Source organism: Paraburkholderia diazotrophica (assembly GCF_900108945.1).
Taxonomy (GTDB): Bacteria; Pseudomonadota; Gammaproteobacteria; order Burkholderiales; family Burkholderiaceae; genus Paraburkholderia; species Paraburkholderia diazotrophica.
Genome location: NZ_FNYE01000042.1, coordinates 12,414 through 30,643 on the forward strand (window position 1 = coordinate 12,414; position 18,230 = coordinate 30,643).

Genomic DNA, 18,230 nt, shown 5'->3' on the forward strand with positions numbered 1-18,230 from the left:
GTTAGGAAGAATTGGCTCATTTGGCAGTACGAGCTTCGGTCATATCCGCAATCTCTCCGCGAACATAGGCATCGATCGTTCCGGCGCACGACAGCTTGTCGTCGCCGCCCGGAAGATCCTTGTAGCGCACCACGTCCCGGATGATGGGCGTTCGCACGCCGTCGATGCCGTGGCCGAATTCCACGGTGACCTTGTCCCCGCTGATGACACCGCCCCAGCGGCCATCGGCAAGCAGGTCGATCATCGCGAGCCGTCCTTCGACGACACCTTTTCCGTCACGCGGATTCAGCAGCCGCTCGCCGGTGGAGTCGAGCACGAGCGGGACGAGCCACGGGGGCACTGTCCACGCCTTCGTTTCATGGAACCACGGGCAGAACCCCGATACTTCGCCCATGCCGTAGCCATCGTTGAAATTGGTCGCGTTGAAATTGAAGAAGCGTGCGCACTGCTGCTGGAAATCTTCCGGTAAATTCGCGCCCTTCTTGCCGCCGCCGATGCTGATGATCGTCTCGGGGTGAAAATCGCCGTCGGGAATGCCTCGTTCGCGCGCCGTAGCGACGATCTGGTAAAGCATGCCCATCATGCCCATGATGAACATCGGTTCGCGGCGCCGCTCGAGCAACTCATCGATGAAGCGCCGGAAGTCGGCTTGCACGCGCTCGGTGCGTTCACGATTCTCGTTCTGGAAGGCTTCGATTTCGCTGGGCAGCGCGGTGCCGTCCGCGATCGCCCGCCGCATGCGGGCCATGCGTGTGGTCTGGGCGGCGCTTTGCGGCACATCCGACATGTAGTGAATATCGCCGGGAAGGGCAATCGAGTCGGCGAATTTAGCCATGCGTTCCGTGCCGGTGTAGGAACCGGAAGAGGGCGTCAAAAGGTAAGCGGGATAGCGACGTGACCGATCGCGCATGCCGCTCGCCGCCCAGCGAATGCCCTGGTCGAGCAGACGCCAGCCCAGTTCACGATCTGTTTCACTCTGGTAGATGAACGACTGCTTGCCCGAGGTGCCGCTCGAGCTCATCACATAATGGCCGTTGCGGCGCAGCTCGTTGATCCAGCCGTCGAGATCGTGGATCTTGCTATAGTCGAGCCCATCGATCTTATTCGTCGTAAGGGTTTGAAGCCATGCCGTGAGGTGACGCCATTTGCCACTTTCGATGAACGAATCGGGATAGCTCTTGTAAACGGCGTCGGCGAATAGCAACGGAACTGCGTCGTCCAGCGTTTCCAGTTCCGTTACGCCGGCCTCGCCGGCCCGCTTTTCGAGAATGCGAATCTGTTGACGGCGCTGCGCGAAGCGCTCCCGTACGGCTTGCAGTTGAACGGCATGGAGGTTATCAGGCGCGTTGCGAAAGGGGTCCTGATGATCCGTAAGTTGCAGAAGGGAAGAAAGGGCATTCATTATCGCGTCTCCTCCTGGTTCGGACCCGATTCCTCCGAGACCCATTTCATGAATCGGTGAATCGGGAACATGCCGTCATGAGGGTAGCCGCCGACTCCATCTGAAATCGACTCGCCCAATGCGACCATGCGCTGTACGCCTGCGCATGCAAGGGCATCGCGCACCTCGGTTACCCGATGCGGCGGATAAATCCCTACGGTTTGCGTTGCGACAGTCGCGTAGCGCGCCCCGTCGCGCAAACTGCCCACCGGAACGACGTTGACGGTCTTGCAGATCGGATGGAAGTCAACCATTTCGTCCGAGCGAATGACGAGCCCTTTGCCGTCATAGCCACCGAACACGCGGTAAAGCGGCTCAATCTCGCGCAATACGTCCACAGCCTCGCGAATGTCATTCGGCACCAGCGGTCCCTGTCCGTCGCCATAGCGGTAATCCTCGCCGAGTGCGAGAGCGAGTTGCTCGCAGTAGCGGTCGGCTTCGTCTTCATCGCCCTCGATGAACTGATAGCGGCTGGCGTTGCACGCGTCCTGGTTGAACGACAGCACATCGGCGGCGCCCGCCCGCGCGACCTCACGCAGAACCTCGTCGGAGCTGAAGGCCTCGCGGCCTATCAGTGATATGGACACCTTGGGGTCGAAGGCAACCAGTTCCAGACCCGGTCCCGCGTAGCGCATCACATGACGTACCGCGCTATCGCCGCCCCAAACGACGATCTTGTCGAAGTACTGCGGGCGATAGAGAATGGACTCGACGTTTTCGTCGCCCCCGCGCCAGTAAGCGGCGGAAAAGGACTGCGTGACGGGATGGTTCGGATCGATTTCGGCCATCGTGCGCAGAATCGCGGTGGCCGTAAACAGGTCATTCGACGGCAGCTTGAGCAAGTGCACGCCTTTCGTCAGCGCGGCGCGCATGACGGTCATGGCCGCAACCATCGGCGAGTTGCCCGCCAGAATATGAACGAGCCTTGGCGGGAATGCGCGCAGACGGCTTGGGCGACCGCGCAGTGTACGTTCCACCCAGCCGTCGACGAGCCTCGCGTCGCCAAGGCTCACACGCAACTCGTCCTCGATTACCTCGCGCAAAAACAGGTTAGGAATGTCCCGATAACAGTTCTCAAGAATCCGGCGTCCGAGGGGACTCACCTGGATCATCGATTCAAGCGCGGCCTGCATGAGCGGATTGACATCGAGATGCAGGCGAGGACCGAGCTCGACGAGGAAATCCACGATTTGCTCGACGGGCACATCAAACGCAGGTCCTGACTCGGCGCGCGGCCAGACGAGGTCATCCAGTTCGACCTTCGGCGTGCAGAAACCCTGACCGAGATCTCGCGATACGTGCTTAGTTGCGTTTCCGGTGATCATGCGGCCGCGATACACATGCGGAACTGGCAGCGGCGCGGAAACCGACGCTTGCGTCGGCGTCTCGCTTGGCCTTGCGGTTGTTTCGGTGTGCTCCATGAAGAGTTCCTTTTTTCAATTGAGGTAAGCGTTGAGCTTTGGCGGTTCGCCGCCCAATTCGGCCATGGCCGTCGCCGTTTCAACTCAGGTTGACGATCATTCGCTCGAGAAGACGTTTGACGGTTGCGACTTCGTCCATCGTGAAGCCGAAAAGCTGACGGTTGCTCGTTTCGACGATGTGCGGCAGGGTCTTGCGGAGCAATTGACAGCCATTTGCCGTCAATCCGAGTTCGACGCTGCGTCTATCGGAAATGCTTCGGATTCGCTCGATCAATCCGCGCTTCTCGAGAGAGTCCAGCTTGCGGGTCATCGCGCCACTGTCCGCGAGAAGGATGCGGCAAAGCGCGGTGGGCGTGCGTGCGCGCTCGTCGTAGAGCGCTTTCAGAATGCCCCACTGGAGAGCGGAAAGCCCGCTGGCGGCGAGCTTCCGGTCGATTTCGCTCCCCAGCAGAAGGTGAACCTGATTCATCTTGAAGGCCACGCTTTCTTCCGTTCGGTATTCCTCCGGGGCAAGCATTCTGGCTGGCTCTGCACCGGCGAAGTCATGGGCCAGACCAGGTGAGTCAACGAGGTTCATCAGGTGCCTGCCAAAAAAGTATCTGCAATTGAATGCAACTATATGTACGCCATTCAAAATATGCAACGCTCGATGAGGTGTGGTTTTCCCCATGTTGCGGTTGGACGATGCTCTGCGCGACGATGCGCACGCGTCTTCGCATCTCAATCGCCAGGGGGAAATCTTGTCTGCATTCGCTGTGATCTGTGACATGGCATTGCCGGTCACGGTCGAAGATGTGACGGCACAATGGCTCACGTCCGCACTCGCGTTCCGCTTCCCGGGCGTGGAAGTGACTTCGTGCAGCCACGTAGCTGTGCTGCCCGGAACGTCGACGAAAGTGCGCGTGGAGCTCGAGTACAACGAGGTGGGCAGGGAGATGGCGCTGCCCTCACGCATGATCGTGAAAGGTGGCTTTCAGAATCACAGCGAGTCAATGAAGAATATGTACCGCAACGAAATGCGGTTCTATCGAGACGTTTTGCCATTCATAAACATGAACGCACCGAAATGCTTCTATGCGGGCGCGGATCCCGATCACTGGCAATCTGTCGTTGTGATGGAAGACCTTGAGCAGCGCGCGGCCCGCTTTTGTAGGGCCCAGCGACCGCAAAGCTATGAAGAGGTGGAGCGTCGTTTGAGTGCAATGGCGTGCTATCACGCACAAACCTGGAACAGCTCGGAATTCAAGACCGGCGGCCGCTTCGATTGGGTCGGGGAGCGCGCTTTTCCGACTGGTCGTTGGAATATCAGAATCGCTATCTCGAACCTGATGTGTGGGCCCACTACATCTCGCTGCCACGAGGGGCTGCTGTGAGCCGGTATTTGCACGACCGCGATTGGATGGTGGCCGCCCTCGCAGATATTGCTTGCCAACACAAAGGCAAGCCCGCGTGTCTCATTCACGGCGATACGCATCTGGGCAACCTGTTCGTTGAGCCCGACGACACGCCAGGCTTTTTTGATGCTCAGGTAAGTCGGGCACCGTGGAGCCTAGAGGTTGGCTATCACATAGGCTGCTCGCTCGATATCGAAGACCGCCGCAGGTGGGAGCGTCCGCTGCTAGAACACTATTTATCGCGACTCAAGGCTGGCGGTGTCGAGGCGCCTGCGTTCGACGAAGCTTTGGAAGACTATCGACGCGATCTCGCATACGGCTATTTCATCTTCGCCATCAACGAGACAAGCTTCCAGACAGAGGCGGTGAATACGGCCTACGCGGCGCGCTTTGGTGCGGCATTGGTGGGTCACGGCAGGGTCGGCCCGGGTTGTGCGACAGGCCGGTAATGCAACGATTGGTTGCATTATCGGCCTCATGAGACTAAGCTTGGTTGGAAATGCCGCCTGAGTCCGCGCAACCGCTTCGGGGGCGAGCAACATACATCATTCGATTACAGCATGCCTTCTCCAAAAGTCTTTTATCAGCGTTTGAGCGGCAAGATCGCGATCGTCACCGGCGCAGGGTCGCTCGGCCAGGGTTACGGCACGGGCAAAGCCATTGCGTGCCTTTTTGCGGCGGAGGGCGCTTCCGTTTGCCTTGTCGATCAACAGTACGAAAGGGCGGCTGAAACGCTTGCATTAGTTGCCGAATCCGGCGGGCAGGGGTTTGTCTGCACCGGCGACATCACGGACGCCGCCTTGTGCGCGCGCATTGTCGAAGAGACCGTTGAGCGATATGGCGGTCTGGACATACTCGTGAACAACGTCGGAATTTCGGGTGCTCCGGGAAGGTTGCAGGACATCGACGAAGCGTCGTGGGACCGTGTGATGGATGTGAACCTGAAGAGCGCGTTTCTGATGAGTCGGAGCGCGGTGCCGCACATCGTGGCGCGCGGAGGCGGGGCAATCGTCAACATCAGTTCGGTTGCTGGCATACGCAGTCACGGGTCGGCCGCATACGGTTCATCGAAGGCAGGTATGGTTGCGTTTACGCGGGAGTTAGCGGTGATGTACGGCCGCGATAATGTGCGCGCCAACGCCATCGCGCCCGGGCACATCTTTACACCCATGGTGCAGAGCATGCTCAATGAAAACGCGCGCGAGCGCCGCCGCAAGATTGCACCGCTTCCACTGGAAGGGGACGCGTGGGATGTTGCGTCTGCCGCGCTGTTTCTCGCCAGCGATGAGTCCCGGTTCATCACCGGCACATGCTTGCCAGTGGACGGCGGCGTAACGGAGGTCGCAGCCCTCGCAGCGTACGATCTGGTGGGACAATAGTTGGAGCCATACGCTGAGCCATGCGCGCGCCATTCTGATGTGTTGCTTTCCGGGCGGGTTTTTCTGGTAACTTAGCGTTGCCGAAATGACCCCCGCTACAGGAACCGGCACCTGTATGGCGCTGACGTGAGCTGTAGAGTTACCGTCCACATCATTGCGCCCATGGCTCTTACGAGCTTTCGCGATGTGGCAGGCGGGTCTTGACCGATCGATGATGGTATGGGTGCTCGCAAGACCGCCGATTCGCTTTTTGCCGCTCTCGCGGACGCATGCCGACGACAGTTGTTGGCGCTGCTTGGCGCGGGTGCGCAAAGCGCGCCTGCGCTGGCGCGCGAATTGAACATATCGCGCGCGAGTGTGCTCAGTCACCTAGGTGCACTGAACGAGGCGGGCTGGGTCGACGTCGTTCATGACGACAGCGGCGAAGCGCTGTACTCGAAGCGCGCGCACGCCGAAGCGCAATTCTTTGCGGAGTGCGTCGCGTTGCAGACACCTGCAAGCCCTGAAGCAGGCGACGTCCTGGACGCCCAGGCCGCTGCGTGGGCGCGAGAGTGGCCAACCGAAGACGCGAACGTCTATCTTATCGGGCAACGACTGCTTCGACTGTCGACGCACATCGACCGGGCGCTCAAGGAGGCCGCTGCAAGCCAAGGCGTTCTGTCTGCCGAGTTGCTGCTGCTGGACGCGCTACTGGTTTCGGGGCCGCCCTATACGCAGTCGCCGACACAGCTTCAGAAGCCTCTGGCGATGACGCTTGGCGGCATCACGAAGTGCGTTAGCCGTCTGGAGCAGATGGGGTTGGTGGAGCGAACGCCGGACCCCGCGGATGGACGCGGGATTCTCGTGCGAATGAAGCCGCGAGCGCGCAAAATCCTGGAAAACATTCTCCGCGAAGGGGCATACGGAACCGACTGGGTGGCATCCAGCCATATGCCGCCCGAACGGCGTGCTGCGCTCTCGATTCTATTGCGCGAACTTCAGCTTTATGCCGATGCGGAGGCCGCACGCAGAAGCGACGAACGCGCCTGATCCTTTTCGTCGATCGTCTACCGTATCTGGATTCCGGGTCACGCTCCGTGGCACTTCGCTACGCTGGCCACGGTCATAAGCAGGTCTCACGCCGGCATTCTTTCGCCAGCAGCTTCCCTCATCTTTCTTTGCCCGCGATTCGCGCGGCCGTGATCGACGGCATGCGCGGTACATCTTCGCGCGTTGCAACTGCCTGACGGCACTCCGCGCGGAAGCGGATTTCCCGCGCGCTCTCCGTATAAACACCTGGTGGAATCCATATACTTTCCCAGTAAAGTAAATTCAGATGCTCGATCTGAGCAGGACATTCATGCGAAACGGAGATGCGATCGATGAAAGCCGCGTATTTTACGAGGGTAGGTTCGCCGCTGGAAATTAGGAGTCTTTCAGATCCAACTCCAGGCGTTGGCGAAGTTGTGCTGAAAATTCACCGCTGCGGGATTTGCGGATCGGATCTTCACATGACGGACGGACACGCGCCGCACTTTACTCTTCCGGAAAACTCGACACTGGGTCATGAATTTGCCGGAGAAGTGATTGCTGTTGGAAAAGGCGTAGAGAGACTGAAAATCGGAGATCCTGTTACGGCGCTCCCGTTCACGGGATGTGGCCATTGTGGAACCTGTCTTTCGGGTCGCCCCAATTTTTGTGCGGATTTCAAGGGCGCTGCGGCTGGCTTTGCGCAGTATGCGGTCGTTGCCGAGCGCGTCGCGACGAAGCTTCCAAAGACGCTGAGCATGGAGGACGGCGCGCTCATCGAACCGATGGCGGTAGGTTTGCACGGCGTTGCGCTCGCGAAACTGACGCCGGGCGCGAAGGTACTGGTAATCGGCGCCGGCCCCGTTGGGCTTGCAGCGATTTTCTGGGCGCGGCGGCTCGGCGCGGGACGCATCGTTGCGACGGCATCCTCATGGCGCCGCGAGGCACTCGCACGACATATGGGTGCTGATGCGTTCGTGGTTCCTGACACCGGCCAGGATCTGGCGGCGCTGGCCGCCGATGCACTTGGAGGCGCACCGGATGTCGTATTCGAATGCGCGGGACAGAAGGGCTTGATCGCGCAGGCGATTCACTGTGTCAGGCCGCAGGGTGACGTCGTTGTGCTCGGCTTCTGCACGGTCCCCGATCAATTTGTTCCTGCTGCGGCGGTGTGGAAGGAAGTACCGATCCAGTTCGCTGTTACGTACAGCATGCAGGAGTTCACGCACGTCGCGAATGTGTTCGACGCGGGGCACGTTGAACCGCAGATGATGATCACGGATCGCATTTCGCTCGACGCGCTGCCCGACGCTTTCGAAGCGCTGCGCAGCCGTTCGACGCAATGCAAGGTCATGGTGAATCCATGGCTCAGCTGAAATCATGGAGTAAATACCTCGCGAGGCTCGCCGAGGCCGAGCATTTGCTCGAATTGACCGAGGCGCCTGACGACCCTCAAACGCGGGCCGATTTGTATCGTCAGTTCCAGATGAATTTCGCGCTTGCGTACTTCATCTATTTCCAGTCCGATCCGCTCCATCCCGACTGGTTGCCTTTCCTGAACTCGGTGTTCATGCTCCAGCCAAATCCGGACGACACGTACTTCATTGCCCCACTGCGCGGCGACCTGCGATACCGGCTGGTGGGGGAGCGCGGAAGCGTACATTTGCTGACGCTCGATATCGGCCGCGGCATCATGGGCACGACCGACGAAGTCCATCCACCGCTCGGACAGTTCGATCTCGACGATCTGGCGATCGACGGCGACGGCCACTTCGAGGTGCTGTTGAGCGTACAACGACCGGCCGGTTACGAGGGCAACTGGCTGCCGTTGCACAGCGAAGCCGACTTTGCGATGCTGCGCCAGCGTTCCTATGCGTGGGGTATGGAACGCGACGCGCGTATTGCCATCGAGTGCCTCGATCCGCCAATCGCGAAGCCGTTGATGGGGTACGAGGAAATCGCGCGTCGAACCGACGAGCTGATGGACTATGCGGGCCGGTTGTCGCGTCGGTGGCTCACACATATGCAGCAATTGCGTGCGCGTATCAAGGTGAACGAATTCGAGTTCTTTGCTTTTGGCGGTGGCCTCGCGAAGCAGGCCTATTGGCAGGCGATCTTCGACTTTGGCCCCGACGAGGCGTTGATCCTTGAAACTGCTCTGCCGCAGACGCACCGATACTGGAACGTTCAGTTAAACGATGCGCTTTTCAACACGCTTGACTTTATCGACCATCAAAGCAGCCTCAACGGACATCAGGCGCACGTCGACGAAGACGGGTGCTTTCGGGCAGTGATCGCTCATCGTGACCCGGGCGTGCCTAACTGGCTCGATACCTGTGGCATGAATCGCGGGACGGCGATCGGAAGATGGTATGCGTGCAGTTCGGAGCCGGTTCCGACGCTCAAACGTGTTCCATTGGCTGATGTGCGTGGCCACCTCCCCGCTCAAACCCCCTTCATCGATGAAAGGGAGCGCGAAAAACGTATTCGGGAACGACGCATCGGTGCGCAGTTGAGGCGGCGTTGGTAAACCTGGCAAATAGATTCGAGGAGATGCGACATGACATTGCCTGAGCGGTTCACAGGCGCGGAGGATGCGCTGCACGCTGCCGCTAGCGGGGTTTCCGGCTTGAGCGATTTCGGGGCCGCGACGGAGTATATGCCGGGCCTCACGCAGTTTTTGATCGCCCTCGACGAAGACGGTCCACGCTTCGTATCCGGGGGGCGCGAGTTTGCCTGGAATGCCCTTGTCGGCGCGCTGGTCTCACGACTCGTGCTAGTAGAGGGGTTGCGCAAACATGCCGGCGCCATGCCGAAAATGCCGCGACGCCCGCTCGTCATTACGGGAATACCAAGGACCGGCACAACGGCCTTGCATAAGCTGCTCTCAGTGGATCCCCAGTTCCAGGGACTGGAGAAATGGCTGACGGTCTTTCCGCAGCCGCGCCCCCCGCGGGGGACGTGGGGCGGCCATGCACAGTTCCAGGCAACCGCGGCGGGTCTCGAAGCGTTCTTCAAAGTTGCGCCCGAAATGCGCGCGGCGCACAACATTGTGGCTGATGAGGTGGACGAATGCCTTGAGATCCTCAAGCAAGGCTTCTGCAGCAATCTCTGGGGATCGTCGTTCCGCGTACCGCAATACGACGGCTGGTGGCGCGAGCAAAGCGAATTGCCCGCATATCGCTACTTTGCGAAGGCCATTGGTTTGATCGGGGCGAGCGATAACGAGAAGACGTGGCTGCTGAAGAATCCCGGCCACATCATGCAGTTGCCCGCGCTCTTCGAGGTGTTTCCCGGTGCTTGTGTCGTGCAGACGCACCGTGATCCGGTGCAGGCGCTACCTTCGCTCGCGAGTGTATTGACGATGGCGCGCCGGGTCTCCGAGGGCGAGCGCGTCGACAAGGGGGAAATAGGCCTGCGTGAAATGGAAAACTGGGCGCGCGCCGCCGATGCGGCAATGGAGGCGCGCGCCCATTTGCCAACGAAGCAGTTCCTCGATATCCGACAAAAGGACTTTCAGGCCGATCCGATCGGTACGGTGAGGCGGATCTACGGCTACTTCGGCTTCAGGTTGAGTGCGGAAACTGAGGACGCGATGCGCGAGCGCGTCAAGCAGAATCCCGAGCGCGCTCACGGCGCGCACGACTACACGCCGGAAGAATTCGGTCTTGCACCGGGAGCGACCAGAGAGCGCTTTTCCCGCTACATGACCATCTATGGACTCGACAGATGAAAACCCTTTCGCTTTCAAGTTTTTCCGGCTTCCTCCAGATTGCCTATGTAACGACAGATGTGGACGAGGCGATTGCTCGCTTCGCTGCTGAACACAACGTTCCGGCATGGGCGCGGTTGCCGGGTATCGAAATCGAATCCATGGGCGGGCGCCACTGCAAACTGAATATCGCACTCGCGTTCGTCGGAGAGACACAACTTGAGTTGATCGAACCGCTCTCGGGCGACGATCGCATCTACCGCGACGCATTGCCTCAAACCGGCTTCGCCATTCGCCACCATCACTTCGCCCAGTTGATCGAAAGCGAAGCCGATTTCGAAACGCAGCGTGACGACATGGCTGCGAGAGGTGTACCCATCGTCATCGACGGCCAGTCGCCGGGAGCCGCCCGCTACTTCTACACAGACCACCGTGCCACGCTGGGCCACTATATCGAGCACATCTGGTATACGCCTGCTGGTCTCGCAGGAATGGAGCAATTGCCGCGCAATGGGGTGGAGCTATGAACCCACTCGACGAAGCGTTCTCGCTGGATGACGACCATCGTCTCGCTGCCCGGATCGCGACAGCGGCCGGCGAGGCGTTAAACGCGATACGCGCATCGGCGGTACTTGCCGGAAAGCCGCTGGGTGCAGTCGGCGACGCTGCGGCGAACGAGCTCATCGTGCGAATGCTCGCCCAGGTACGACCTGACGACGGCTTTCTCTCGGAGGAATCAGCGCCCGACGCGAGACGCCTCAAGTGTGATCGTGTGTGGATCATCGATCCGCTCGACGGCACGCGCGAGTATGGCGAGTCCATCGAAGGACGCGACGATTGGGCGGTCCATGTTGCGCTGACTGTCGGAGGCAAGCCTGATGCATGTGCAGTCGCGCTTCCGGCTCTGGGGCGGACGTTCGCAACCGGCACGCCAGCAAAGTTGCTCGCAGCACCCCAAGGGCAACTGAAAATTCTCGTTAGCCGTACGCGTGTACCCGAACTGGCGCAGAAGGTCGCCGAGCGCCTGAGCGCTGAACTTGTGCCGATGGGCTCGGCAGGCGCAAAGGCAATGGCGGTTGTGCGTGGGGAGGCGCACGCCTATCTCCATGCCGGTGGCCAATACGAATGGGATTCGTGTGCACCGGTAGGCGTCGCACTCGCTGCGGCCTTCACGCGAGCCGCATTGATGGAAGCCCATGCATTTATAACGGCTCGGATGCCCGAATGCCTGATCTGCTCATTTGTCGTCGCGAGATCGCCGGATCGATGCTGGCCGCCATTGCGGCCTCGCAGTGAATTGTTTCTCTTGAAGGACCTGACATGCCTACATTGACTCACCTGCGGCGGCTCGAAGCCGAAAGCATTCATATCATGCGAGAGGTCGTCGCAGAAGCAGAGCGTCCGGTGATGCTTTATTCGATCGGAAAGGACAGCGCTTGCATGCTCCATCTCGCTAAGAAGGCGTTTTATCCTGCGCCGCCACCGTTCCCACTGCTGCACGTGGACACCACGTGGAAGTTTCGGGACATGTATGCGATGCGCGATCGCATGGCACGTGAGACGGGAATGCAGTTGATCGTTCACCAGAACCCTGAAGCCAAGGCACTCGGAATCAATCCATTCGATCACGGGTCGCAAGTCCACACCGACGTGTGGAAAACCCAAGGTCTGAAGCAGGCGCTCGACAATCATGGTTTCGACGTGGCCTTCGGTGGAGCACGCAGAGACGAAGAAAAGTCGCGTGCAAAAGAGCGCGTCTTTTCGTTTCGTACTGCGACGCATCAATGGGACCCGAAAAACCAGCGGCCCGAGCTATGGCGCCTGTATAGCGCACGCAAGAACAAGGGCGAGTCGATTCGCGTGTTTCCGATCTCCAACTGGACTGAGCTTGACATCTGGCAGTACATCTACCTGGAGAACATTCCGATCGTGCCGCTGTATTTCGCGGCGAAACGTCCGGTAGTGCAGCGAGACGGCGTTCTCGTAATGGTCGACGACGACCGCATGCCACTCAAACCTGGTGAAAAGCCAGAGGAAAAGATGGTGCGCTTTCGCACGCTCGGCTGCTATCCGCTGACCGGTGCGGTGGCGTCGCGCGCCACGACTTTGCCTGAAATCATTCAAGAGATGCTTCTCACGACGACCTCGGAGCGGCAGGGCCGTGTCATCGATCATGACGGGGCGGCATCCATGGAGAGAAAGAAGCAGGAGGGGTACTTCTAATGGCACACGTCTCAGACCTGATTGGAACCGACATTGAGCGGTACCTGAAACAGCACGAAACGAAGAGCCTTTTGCGATTCATCACATGCGGGAGCGTGGATGACGGCAAGAGCACACTGATCGGCCGATTACTGTACGAATCGAAGATGTTGTTCGAGGACCAGCTCGCGGCGCTCGCAGCCGATTCCAGGAAAATAGGCACACGCGGCGGCGAGATGGACTATGCGTTGCTGCTGGATGGCCTGGCCGCGGAGCGCGAGCAGGGCATTACCATCGATGTCGCCTACCGGTTCTTCTCGACCGATCGCCGCAAGTTTATCGTTGCCGATACGCCTGGGCACGAGCAGTACACCCGCAACATGATCACGGGAGCGTCGACGGCCGATCTGGCCATTATCCTGGTCGACGCCCGCAAGGGCATGCTGCAACAAACGCGCAGACACAGCTATCTTGTGTCGCTGATCGGTATTCGCAACGTGGTGCTCGCGGTCAACAAGATGGACCTCGTCGATTACTCGCGCGAACGATTCGATGAGGTTTCGCGCGAATACTGTGACTTTGCAGGGAAGATCGGCATTCGAGATGTGACGGCCATTCCGATCTCCGGCGTGAACGGCGACAACATCATCGGGAAAAGTGAAAAGACCGCGTGGTACGACGGTCCTTCATTGATGCATCACCTCGAGAGTGTCGAGATCGACGAGGCGCGTTTGCAGGCGCAGCCCTTCCGGTTCCCGGTCCAGTGGGTCAACCGTCCAAACCTCGACTTTCGTGGCTTCGCTGGGACGATTGCGTCCGGCCTGGTGCGCGTGGGGGAACGCATACAGGTACAGCCGTCAGGACGGGAGAGCACCGTGGCCCGGATCGTGTCGGCGGACGGCAATCTCGACGTGGCCTACGCGGAGCAATCCGTCACACTCATGCTTGCCGACGAAGTGGACGTTTCTCGCGGCGACCTGATTTCGACGGTCGATTCCCCCGCGCAGGTAGCCGACCAGTTTGAAGCAACACTCGTGTGGATGAGCGACGAGCCTATGCTGCGTGGACGCAGCTATTTGCTCAAGCTGGGCACGCGGACCGTCACGGCAACCGTATTGCCACTAAAGTACAAAGTGAATGTCAATACGCTCGAACATGTGGCCGGCGAGACGCTGACCCTGAACGAAATTGGTGTTGCGGAAATTGAGCTTGACCGCGCGATTGCTTTCGACCCATACGACCACAATCGCGAAACGGGCGGCTTCATTGTGATCGACCGCATGACCAACAACACGGTTGGCGCCGGCATGTTGCGGTTCGCGTTGCGCCGCGCAAGCAACATCCACTGGCAGACCCTGGAGGTCGACAAACGCGCGCGACGGGTGCTGAACGGGCATCAAAGCGGTGTGGTCTGGCTTACCGGACTATCGGGAGCGGGCAAATCGACCATTGCCAATCTGCTGGAGAAGCGCCTGCACGCAATGGGCATGCGCACGTATTTACTCGATGGCGACAATGTCCGGCACGGGTTGAACAAAGATCTGGGATTCACGGCTGAGGATCGCGTCGAGAATATCAGGCGCATCGCCGAGGTGGCGAAGTTGATGGCCGACGCGGGCGTGATTGTGATCACTGCGTTCATTTCGCCGTTCCGATCTGAACGAGGCATGGCGCGTGATCTTATGGAAAACGGTGAGTTTATTGAGGTTTTCATCGACACTCCGCTCGAAGTGGCTGAACAGCGCGACCCTAAGGGACTCTACAAAAAGGCACGCCGCGGCGAGCTGAAGAACTTTACCGGGATCGATTCGCCCTATGAGCGTCCGCAAAATCCGGAAATGCGCATCGACACCACGAGCTCTTCCCCGGAAACGGCTGTAGAAGCGATCTTCGACAAACTCCAGGCGATGGGTTTCCTCGACGTGTTTCGAGGCGCGCCGATCTGAGCCGGTGACGGCTGTGCACATGGACGTGCTCGTCCATGTGGCGCTTCCCCCACCCGTGCGTTCATATTGTTATACGGTATTCATTTATGTATACTCCGTGCTGTCATCTACGGGAGATGCTCGAAGCGATTCCCCGTGTTGACGGCGCCCTCGACGGGCGAGAGTCCAACGAGCATGGCGACGTTACGAGGCCAGGGAGAGAGTGGGGATGGGGGAGGTGAATCAGCAAGAGCATGGTCCACGCGAGTCGATGGAATACGACGTGGTGATCGTTGGCGGTGGCCCCGCAGGGCTGTCCGCAGCGATCCGCCTGAAGCAGCTGGCCGCGCAAAAAGGCGTCGAAATCGGCGTCTGCGTGCTGGAGAAAGGCTCGGAAATCGGGGCGCATATCCTCTCGGGCGCTGTTATGGATCCGCGTGCCCTAAACGAGCTGATTCCGGACTGGAAAGAGCAAGGCGCGCCGCTGAACGTGCCCGTGACCGAGGATAAATTCCTTTTTCTTTCCGAAACGGGGGCTACGGCTGTGCCGAACTGGGCACTACCCGCCAACTTCAAGAACCACGGCAACTACGTCATCAGCCTCGCCAACGTCACCCGCTGGCTGGGTCAGCAGGCCGAGGCGCTGGGCGTGGAAATCTTCCCCGGCTTTCCGGCCGCCGAAGTGCTCTACAACGACGACGACTCGGTCAAGGGCGTCGCCACCGGCAACATGGGCGTCGGCAAGGACGGCGAGCCGACCGAGAACTTCCAGCTCGGCATGGAGCTGCACGCGAAGTACACGCTGTTCTGCGAAGGCTGCCGCGGGCACCTGGGCCGTCAACTGAACGAGAACTTCAAGCTCGGCAAGGATTCGGATCCGCAGGTCTACGGCATCGGCATCAAGGAACTGTGGGAAATCGATCCCGCGAAGCACCAGCCCGGTCTCGTGATTCACACGGCCGGCTGGCCGCTGGAGTCGGACACCTACGGCGGCTCGTTCCTGTACCACACCGACAACAACCAGGTGATGGTGGGCTTCGTTGTCGGGCTGGCGTACCAGAACCCGTATCTATCTCCGTTCGAGGAATTCCAGCGCTATAAGACGCACCCGGAAATCCGCAAGTATCTGGAAGGCGGCAAGCGCGTGTCGTATGGCGCGCGCGCGATCACGGCGGGGGGCCTGTTGTCGCTGCCGAAGCTTACCTTCCCGGGCGGCGCGCTCGTCGGTGACGATGCGGGCTTTTTGAACGCCTCGCGGATCAAGGGCAGCCACGCGGCGATCAAGACCGGCATGCTCGCAGCGGACGCGGCATTCGAAGCCGTGCAGGCCGGCCGCCAGAGCGACGAACTTGCCGCGTACCCGCAGGCGTTCAGGCAGTCGTGGCTGTACACGGAACTGTACAAGGCGCGGAACTTCAAGCAGTGGATGAGCAAGGGCCTGTACCTGGGCACGCTGATGGTCGGCATCGAGCAGAAGCTGCTGGGCGGCAACGTGCCGTGGACCCTGCATCACCACCATCGCGATCACGAGATGTTCAAACCCGCGTCGCAGTGCAAGCCGATCGAGTATCCGAAACCTGATGGCAAGCTCACGTTCGACCGGCTCTCGTCGGTGTTCATTTCGAACACGAACCACGAGGAGAACCAGCCCGCGCACCTGACGTTGAAAGACATCACGGTGCCCGTCGGTATCAACCTTCAAACGTACGCGGGACCCGAGACGCGGTTCTGCCCAGCAGGCGTCTATGAGTTCGTGAAGAACGACGACAACAGCGACCGTCTGCAAATCAACGCGCAGAACTGCGTGCATTGCAAGACCTGCGACATCAAGGACCCGACGCAGAACATCGTATGGGTCACGCCCGAAGGCGGCGGCGGGCCGAATTATCCGAATATGTGACCAGTACCAGATGAGTCTCAGAGGCAAGATCCAGTATGAAACTGATTCGGTCTATCGAGGAGTTGAGAGCTCAGTTGCGCGGACAAAACCGCACGGCCTTCGTGCCAACAATGGGCAATCTGCATGAAGGGCATCTGTCGCTTATCAGGCTTGCGCGGCAGCATGGCGATCCTGTCGTTACCAGCATTTTCGTGAATCCGCTGCAGTTTGGACCCGGCGAAGATTTCGAGCGTTATCCGAGAACACTCGAGGCGGACTTGGAGAAACTCCAGAAGGAGAATGTGTACGTTGTCTTTGCCCCGACGGAACGAGACCTCTATCCGCAAGCGCAAGAGTATCGTGTGCAGCCTCCTGGCGGGCTTGGCGACATGCTGGAGGGGGAGTTCCGGCCTGGCTTCTTTCAAGGCGTTTGCACGGTCGTAATGAAGTTGCTGTTATGCGCGCAGCCGCGTGTGACGGTGTTTGGAAAGAAGGACTACCAACAACTGATGATAGTTAGGGAAATGTGTAAGCAGTTCGCCATGCCCACGGATGTAATAGCCGGCGAAACCATCCGCGACATTGATGGACTCGCGCTGTCCTCGCGCAACCGCTTCCTCACGCCGGAGCAACGGGTGGAGGCTCCCACGCTGCATCGGCTCCTGCACAGCGTGCGCGAGGATATCTTGAGCGGGCGACAAGATATTCAGCGAATTGAGCGGCGTGTATTCTCAACGCTCGTCGATCGCGGCTGGAAGCCTGATTACATCTCGGTCCGAAAGCAAGCCGACTTACGCTTTCCGACGGAGCCGGATGTCGTCGAGCAAAAGCTCGTTGTGCTAGCAGCAGCGCGTCTCGGCAGCACGCGCCTTATTGACAACATTGAGATTTGAACCTCCGATGCTATGCCTTGCCACTGTTATCGAGAGGTAGGGCGAGAGTGCAACTCGAAGGCGCGGCCTGCGCCTGCCTGAAATTAACGTTTCGTTATGACTGAACCAGCGATTCATCACGACGGCTCCCGTAGGCGATCGGTGCTTGTGACGGGAGGCGCCCGACGAATCGGTCGGGCGGTGGCCATGGGGTTTGCTGCCCGAGGATGGGACATTGCCGTTCACCATCACGAGTCGAAGCGCGAAGCGCAGGAGATTGTTGATCAGATCGCAGCGCAAGGCGGACGCGCGATTTCCCTTTGCGCAGATCTTTCGAACGAGGAACAAGTGAGAGAACTTGTGCCCGCTTGTGTGCAAGCGTTCGGACGACTCGATTGTGTCCTGAACTGCGCGTCGCGGTTCGAGGAAGATACGGCACAGACCTTTACCTACAATCTCCTGCTGAACCTCATGGAAATTAACGTCGCTGCACCGCTGGCTCTCGCGCGGGGGCTCTACGACGCGATACCGGATTGTGCAGTTGCCGACGAGGTGCAGCGCGGCGTCGTTGTGAACGTTCTGGACCAGAAGCTTTACAACATGAATCCAGACTACATCTCCTATACCTTGACGAAAGCCGCATTGGCGAATGCCACGATTGCGCTTGCGCAGGCGTTAGCGCCGAAGGTCAGGGTGGTCGGTTTGGCTCCCGGACTTACGCTTGTCTCTGGTGATCAAACGCAAGAGCAGTTTGAGATGGCTCACAGAATGACTCCACTTCGGCGCGGATCTCAACTTCAGGACATCATCGATGCAGCCATCTATCTCGCCGAGGCCCGCGGAGTTACCGGGACGACTCTGGTTGTTGACGGCGGTCAACATCTCGCATCCAGCCAGCGCGACGTGATGTTCGTCAAATTCGAGTAGGCACGCGGACAAGACCTCACATCTCGCGGCAGAAAAGGCTGAAAGCGGTGCAGCGCGAAACGGGAGCGCG

General features: G+C 59.5%; 17 protein-coding genes and 2 pseudogenes. 16 read left to right on the top strand and 3 right to left on the bottom strand.

The features are described 5' to 3' along the window. Nucleotides 1-16: 16 nt before the first annotated feature. From BMW76_RS33400 to BMW76_RS33410, 3 genes are all read right to left on the bottom strand, one after another. Nucleotides 17-1,402, bottom strand: a complete 1,386-nt coding sequence (locus BMW76_RS33400; RefSeq protein WP_090873048.1) for a hypothetical protein — start codon at nt 1,400-1,402, stop codon at nt 17-19. Continuing rightward, on the bottom strand, nt 1,402-2,781 hold the full coding sequence (locus BMW76_RS33405; protein WP_245763484.1) for an acyl-CoA reductase: 1,380 nt from the start codon (nt 2,779-2,781) through the stop codon (nt 1,402-1,404). The genes BMW76_RS33400 and BMW76_RS33405 overlap by 1 nt, the downstream gene beginning before the upstream one ends. A 160-nt stretch (nt 2,782-2,941) precedes the next feature. Further along, complete coding sequence (locus BMW76_RS33410) at nt 2,942-3,439, bottom strand: MarR family winged helix-turn-helix transcriptional regulator (RefSeq protein ID WP_090873052.1); 498 nt, start codon at nt 3,437-3,439, stop codon at nt 2,942-2,944. Nucleotides 3,440-3,530: 91 nt separating this feature from the next. Between BMW76_RS33410 and BMW76_RS42140 the strand changes: the two genes are divergently transcribed. The 16 genes and pseudogenes from BMW76_RS42140 (at nt 3,531) to BMW76_RS33475 (ending at nt 18,160) form a co-directional block, all read left to right on the top strand. After that, nucleotides 3,531-4,235: an ecdysteroid 22-kinase family protein gene (locus BMW76_RS42140; protein ID WP_245763485.1), complete on the top strand. Its 705-nt coding sequence runs from the start codon at nt 3,531-3,533 to the stop codon at nt 4,233-4,235. Then, a complete protein-coding gene (locus BMW76_RS42145; RefSeq protein WP_245763486.1) occupies nt 4,232-4,705 on the top strand; it encodes an aminoglycoside phosphotransferase/kinase family protein in 474 nt (157 codons plus the stop codon). Before BMW76_RS42140 ends, BMW76_RS42145 begins: the two co-directional genes overlap by 4 nt. 111 nt (nt 4,706-4,816) lie before the next feature. Then, a complete protein-coding gene (locus tag BMW76_RS33420; RefSeq protein ID WP_090873054.1) occupies nt 4,817-5,635 on the top strand; it encodes an SDR family NAD(P)-dependent oxidoreductase in 819 nt (272 codons plus the stop codon). A 219-nt stretch (nt 5,636-5,854) separates the two neighbouring features. Then, nucleotides 5,855-6,031, top strand: a pseudogene (locus tag BMW76_RS42150) (ArsR/SmtB family transcription factor); the annotation flags it as partial. An 87-nt stretch (nt 6,032-6,118) separates the two neighbouring features. Continuing rightward, nucleotides 6,119-6,664 (top strand): MarR family winged helix-turn-helix transcriptional regulator, encoded by a 546-nt coding sequence (locus BMW76_RS33425; protein WP_245763492.1) that lies wholly within the window; start codon nt 6,119-6,121, stop codon nt 6,662-6,664. Between the two features lie 461 nt (nt 6,665-7,125). Then, nucleotides 7,126-7,332: pseudogene (locus BMW76_RS42155) on the top strand (alcohol dehydrogenase catalytic domain-containing protein); the annotation flags it as partial. 96 nt (nt 7,333-7,428) lie between these two features. Further along, entirely contained in the window at nt 7,429-8,019 is a 591-nt protein-coding gene (locus BMW76_RS42160) for a zinc-binding dehydrogenase (RefSeq protein WP_245763493.1), read from the top strand. Further along, nucleotides 8,007-9,173 carry a DUF1214 domain-containing protein gene (locus tag BMW76_RS33435; protein WP_090873058.1) on the top strand — a complete coding sequence of 389 codons (1,167 nt, stop codon included), beginning with the start codon at nt 8,007-8,009 and terminating at the stop codon, nt 9,171-9,173. The genes BMW76_RS42160 and BMW76_RS33435 overlap by 13 nt, the downstream gene beginning before the upstream one ends. Before the next feature lie 30 nt (nt 9,174-9,203). Beyond that, on the top strand, nt 9,204-10,376 hold the full coding sequence (locus BMW76_RS33440; RefSeq protein WP_090873060.1) for a sulfotransferase family protein: 1,173 nt from the start codon (nt 9,204-9,206) through the stop codon (nt 10,374-10,376). Beyond that, the gene (locus BMW76_RS33445) at nt 10,373-10,882 is read left to right on the top strand and encodes a VOC family protein (protein ID WP_090873062.1); all 510 of its coding nucleotides are present in this window, start codon (nt 10,373-10,375) and stop codon (nt 10,880-10,882) included. Before BMW76_RS33440 ends, BMW76_RS33445 begins: the two co-directional genes overlap by 4 nt. Further along, nucleotides 10,879-11,688 carry a 3'(2'),5'-bisphosphate nucleotidase CysQ gene (locus BMW76_RS33450; RefSeq protein WP_245763487.1) on the top strand — a complete coding sequence of 270 codons (810 nt, stop codon included), beginning with the start codon at nt 10,879-10,881 and terminating at the stop codon, nt 11,686-11,688. The genes BMW76_RS33445 and BMW76_RS33450 overlap by 4 nt, the downstream gene beginning before the upstream one ends. Continuing rightward, nucleotides 11,676-12,578, top strand: a complete 903-nt coding sequence (gene cysD / locus BMW76_RS33455) for a sulfate adenylyltransferase subunit CysD (protein ID WP_090873067.1) — start codon at nt 11,676-11,678, stop codon at nt 12,576-12,578. Before BMW76_RS33450 ends, cysD begins: the two co-directional genes overlap by 13 nt. Continuing rightward, on the top strand, nt 12,578-14,503 hold the full coding sequence (cysN, locus tag BMW76_RS33460; RefSeq protein WP_090873069.1) for a sulfate adenylyltransferase subunit CysN: 1,926 nt from the start codon (nt 12,578-12,580) through the stop codon (nt 14,501-14,503). Before cysD ends, cysN begins: the two co-directional genes overlap by 1 nt. Before the next feature lie 208 nt (nt 14,504-14,711). Further along, nucleotides 14,712-16,382: an electron transfer flavoprotein-ubiquinone oxidoreductase gene (locus tag BMW76_RS33465; protein ID WP_090873071.1), complete on the top strand. Its 1,671-nt coding sequence runs from the start codon at nt 14,712-14,714 to the stop codon at nt 16,380-16,382. Nucleotides 16,383-16,417: 35 nt separating this feature from the next. Beyond that, the gene (panC, locus tag BMW76_RS33470) at nt 16,418-17,254 is read left to right on the top strand and encodes a pantoate--beta-alanine ligase (RefSeq protein WP_090873073.1); all 837 of its coding nucleotides are present in this window, start codon (nt 16,418-16,420) and stop codon (nt 17,252-17,254) included. Between the two features lie 96 nt (nt 17,255-17,350). Beyond that, nucleotides 17,351-18,160, top strand: coding sequence for an SDR family oxidoreductase (locus tag BMW76_RS33475; protein ID WP_090873075.1), 810 nt, complete (start codon nt 17,351-17,353; stop codon nt 18,158-18,160). Nucleotides 18,161-18,230 lie beyond the last annotated feature (70 nt).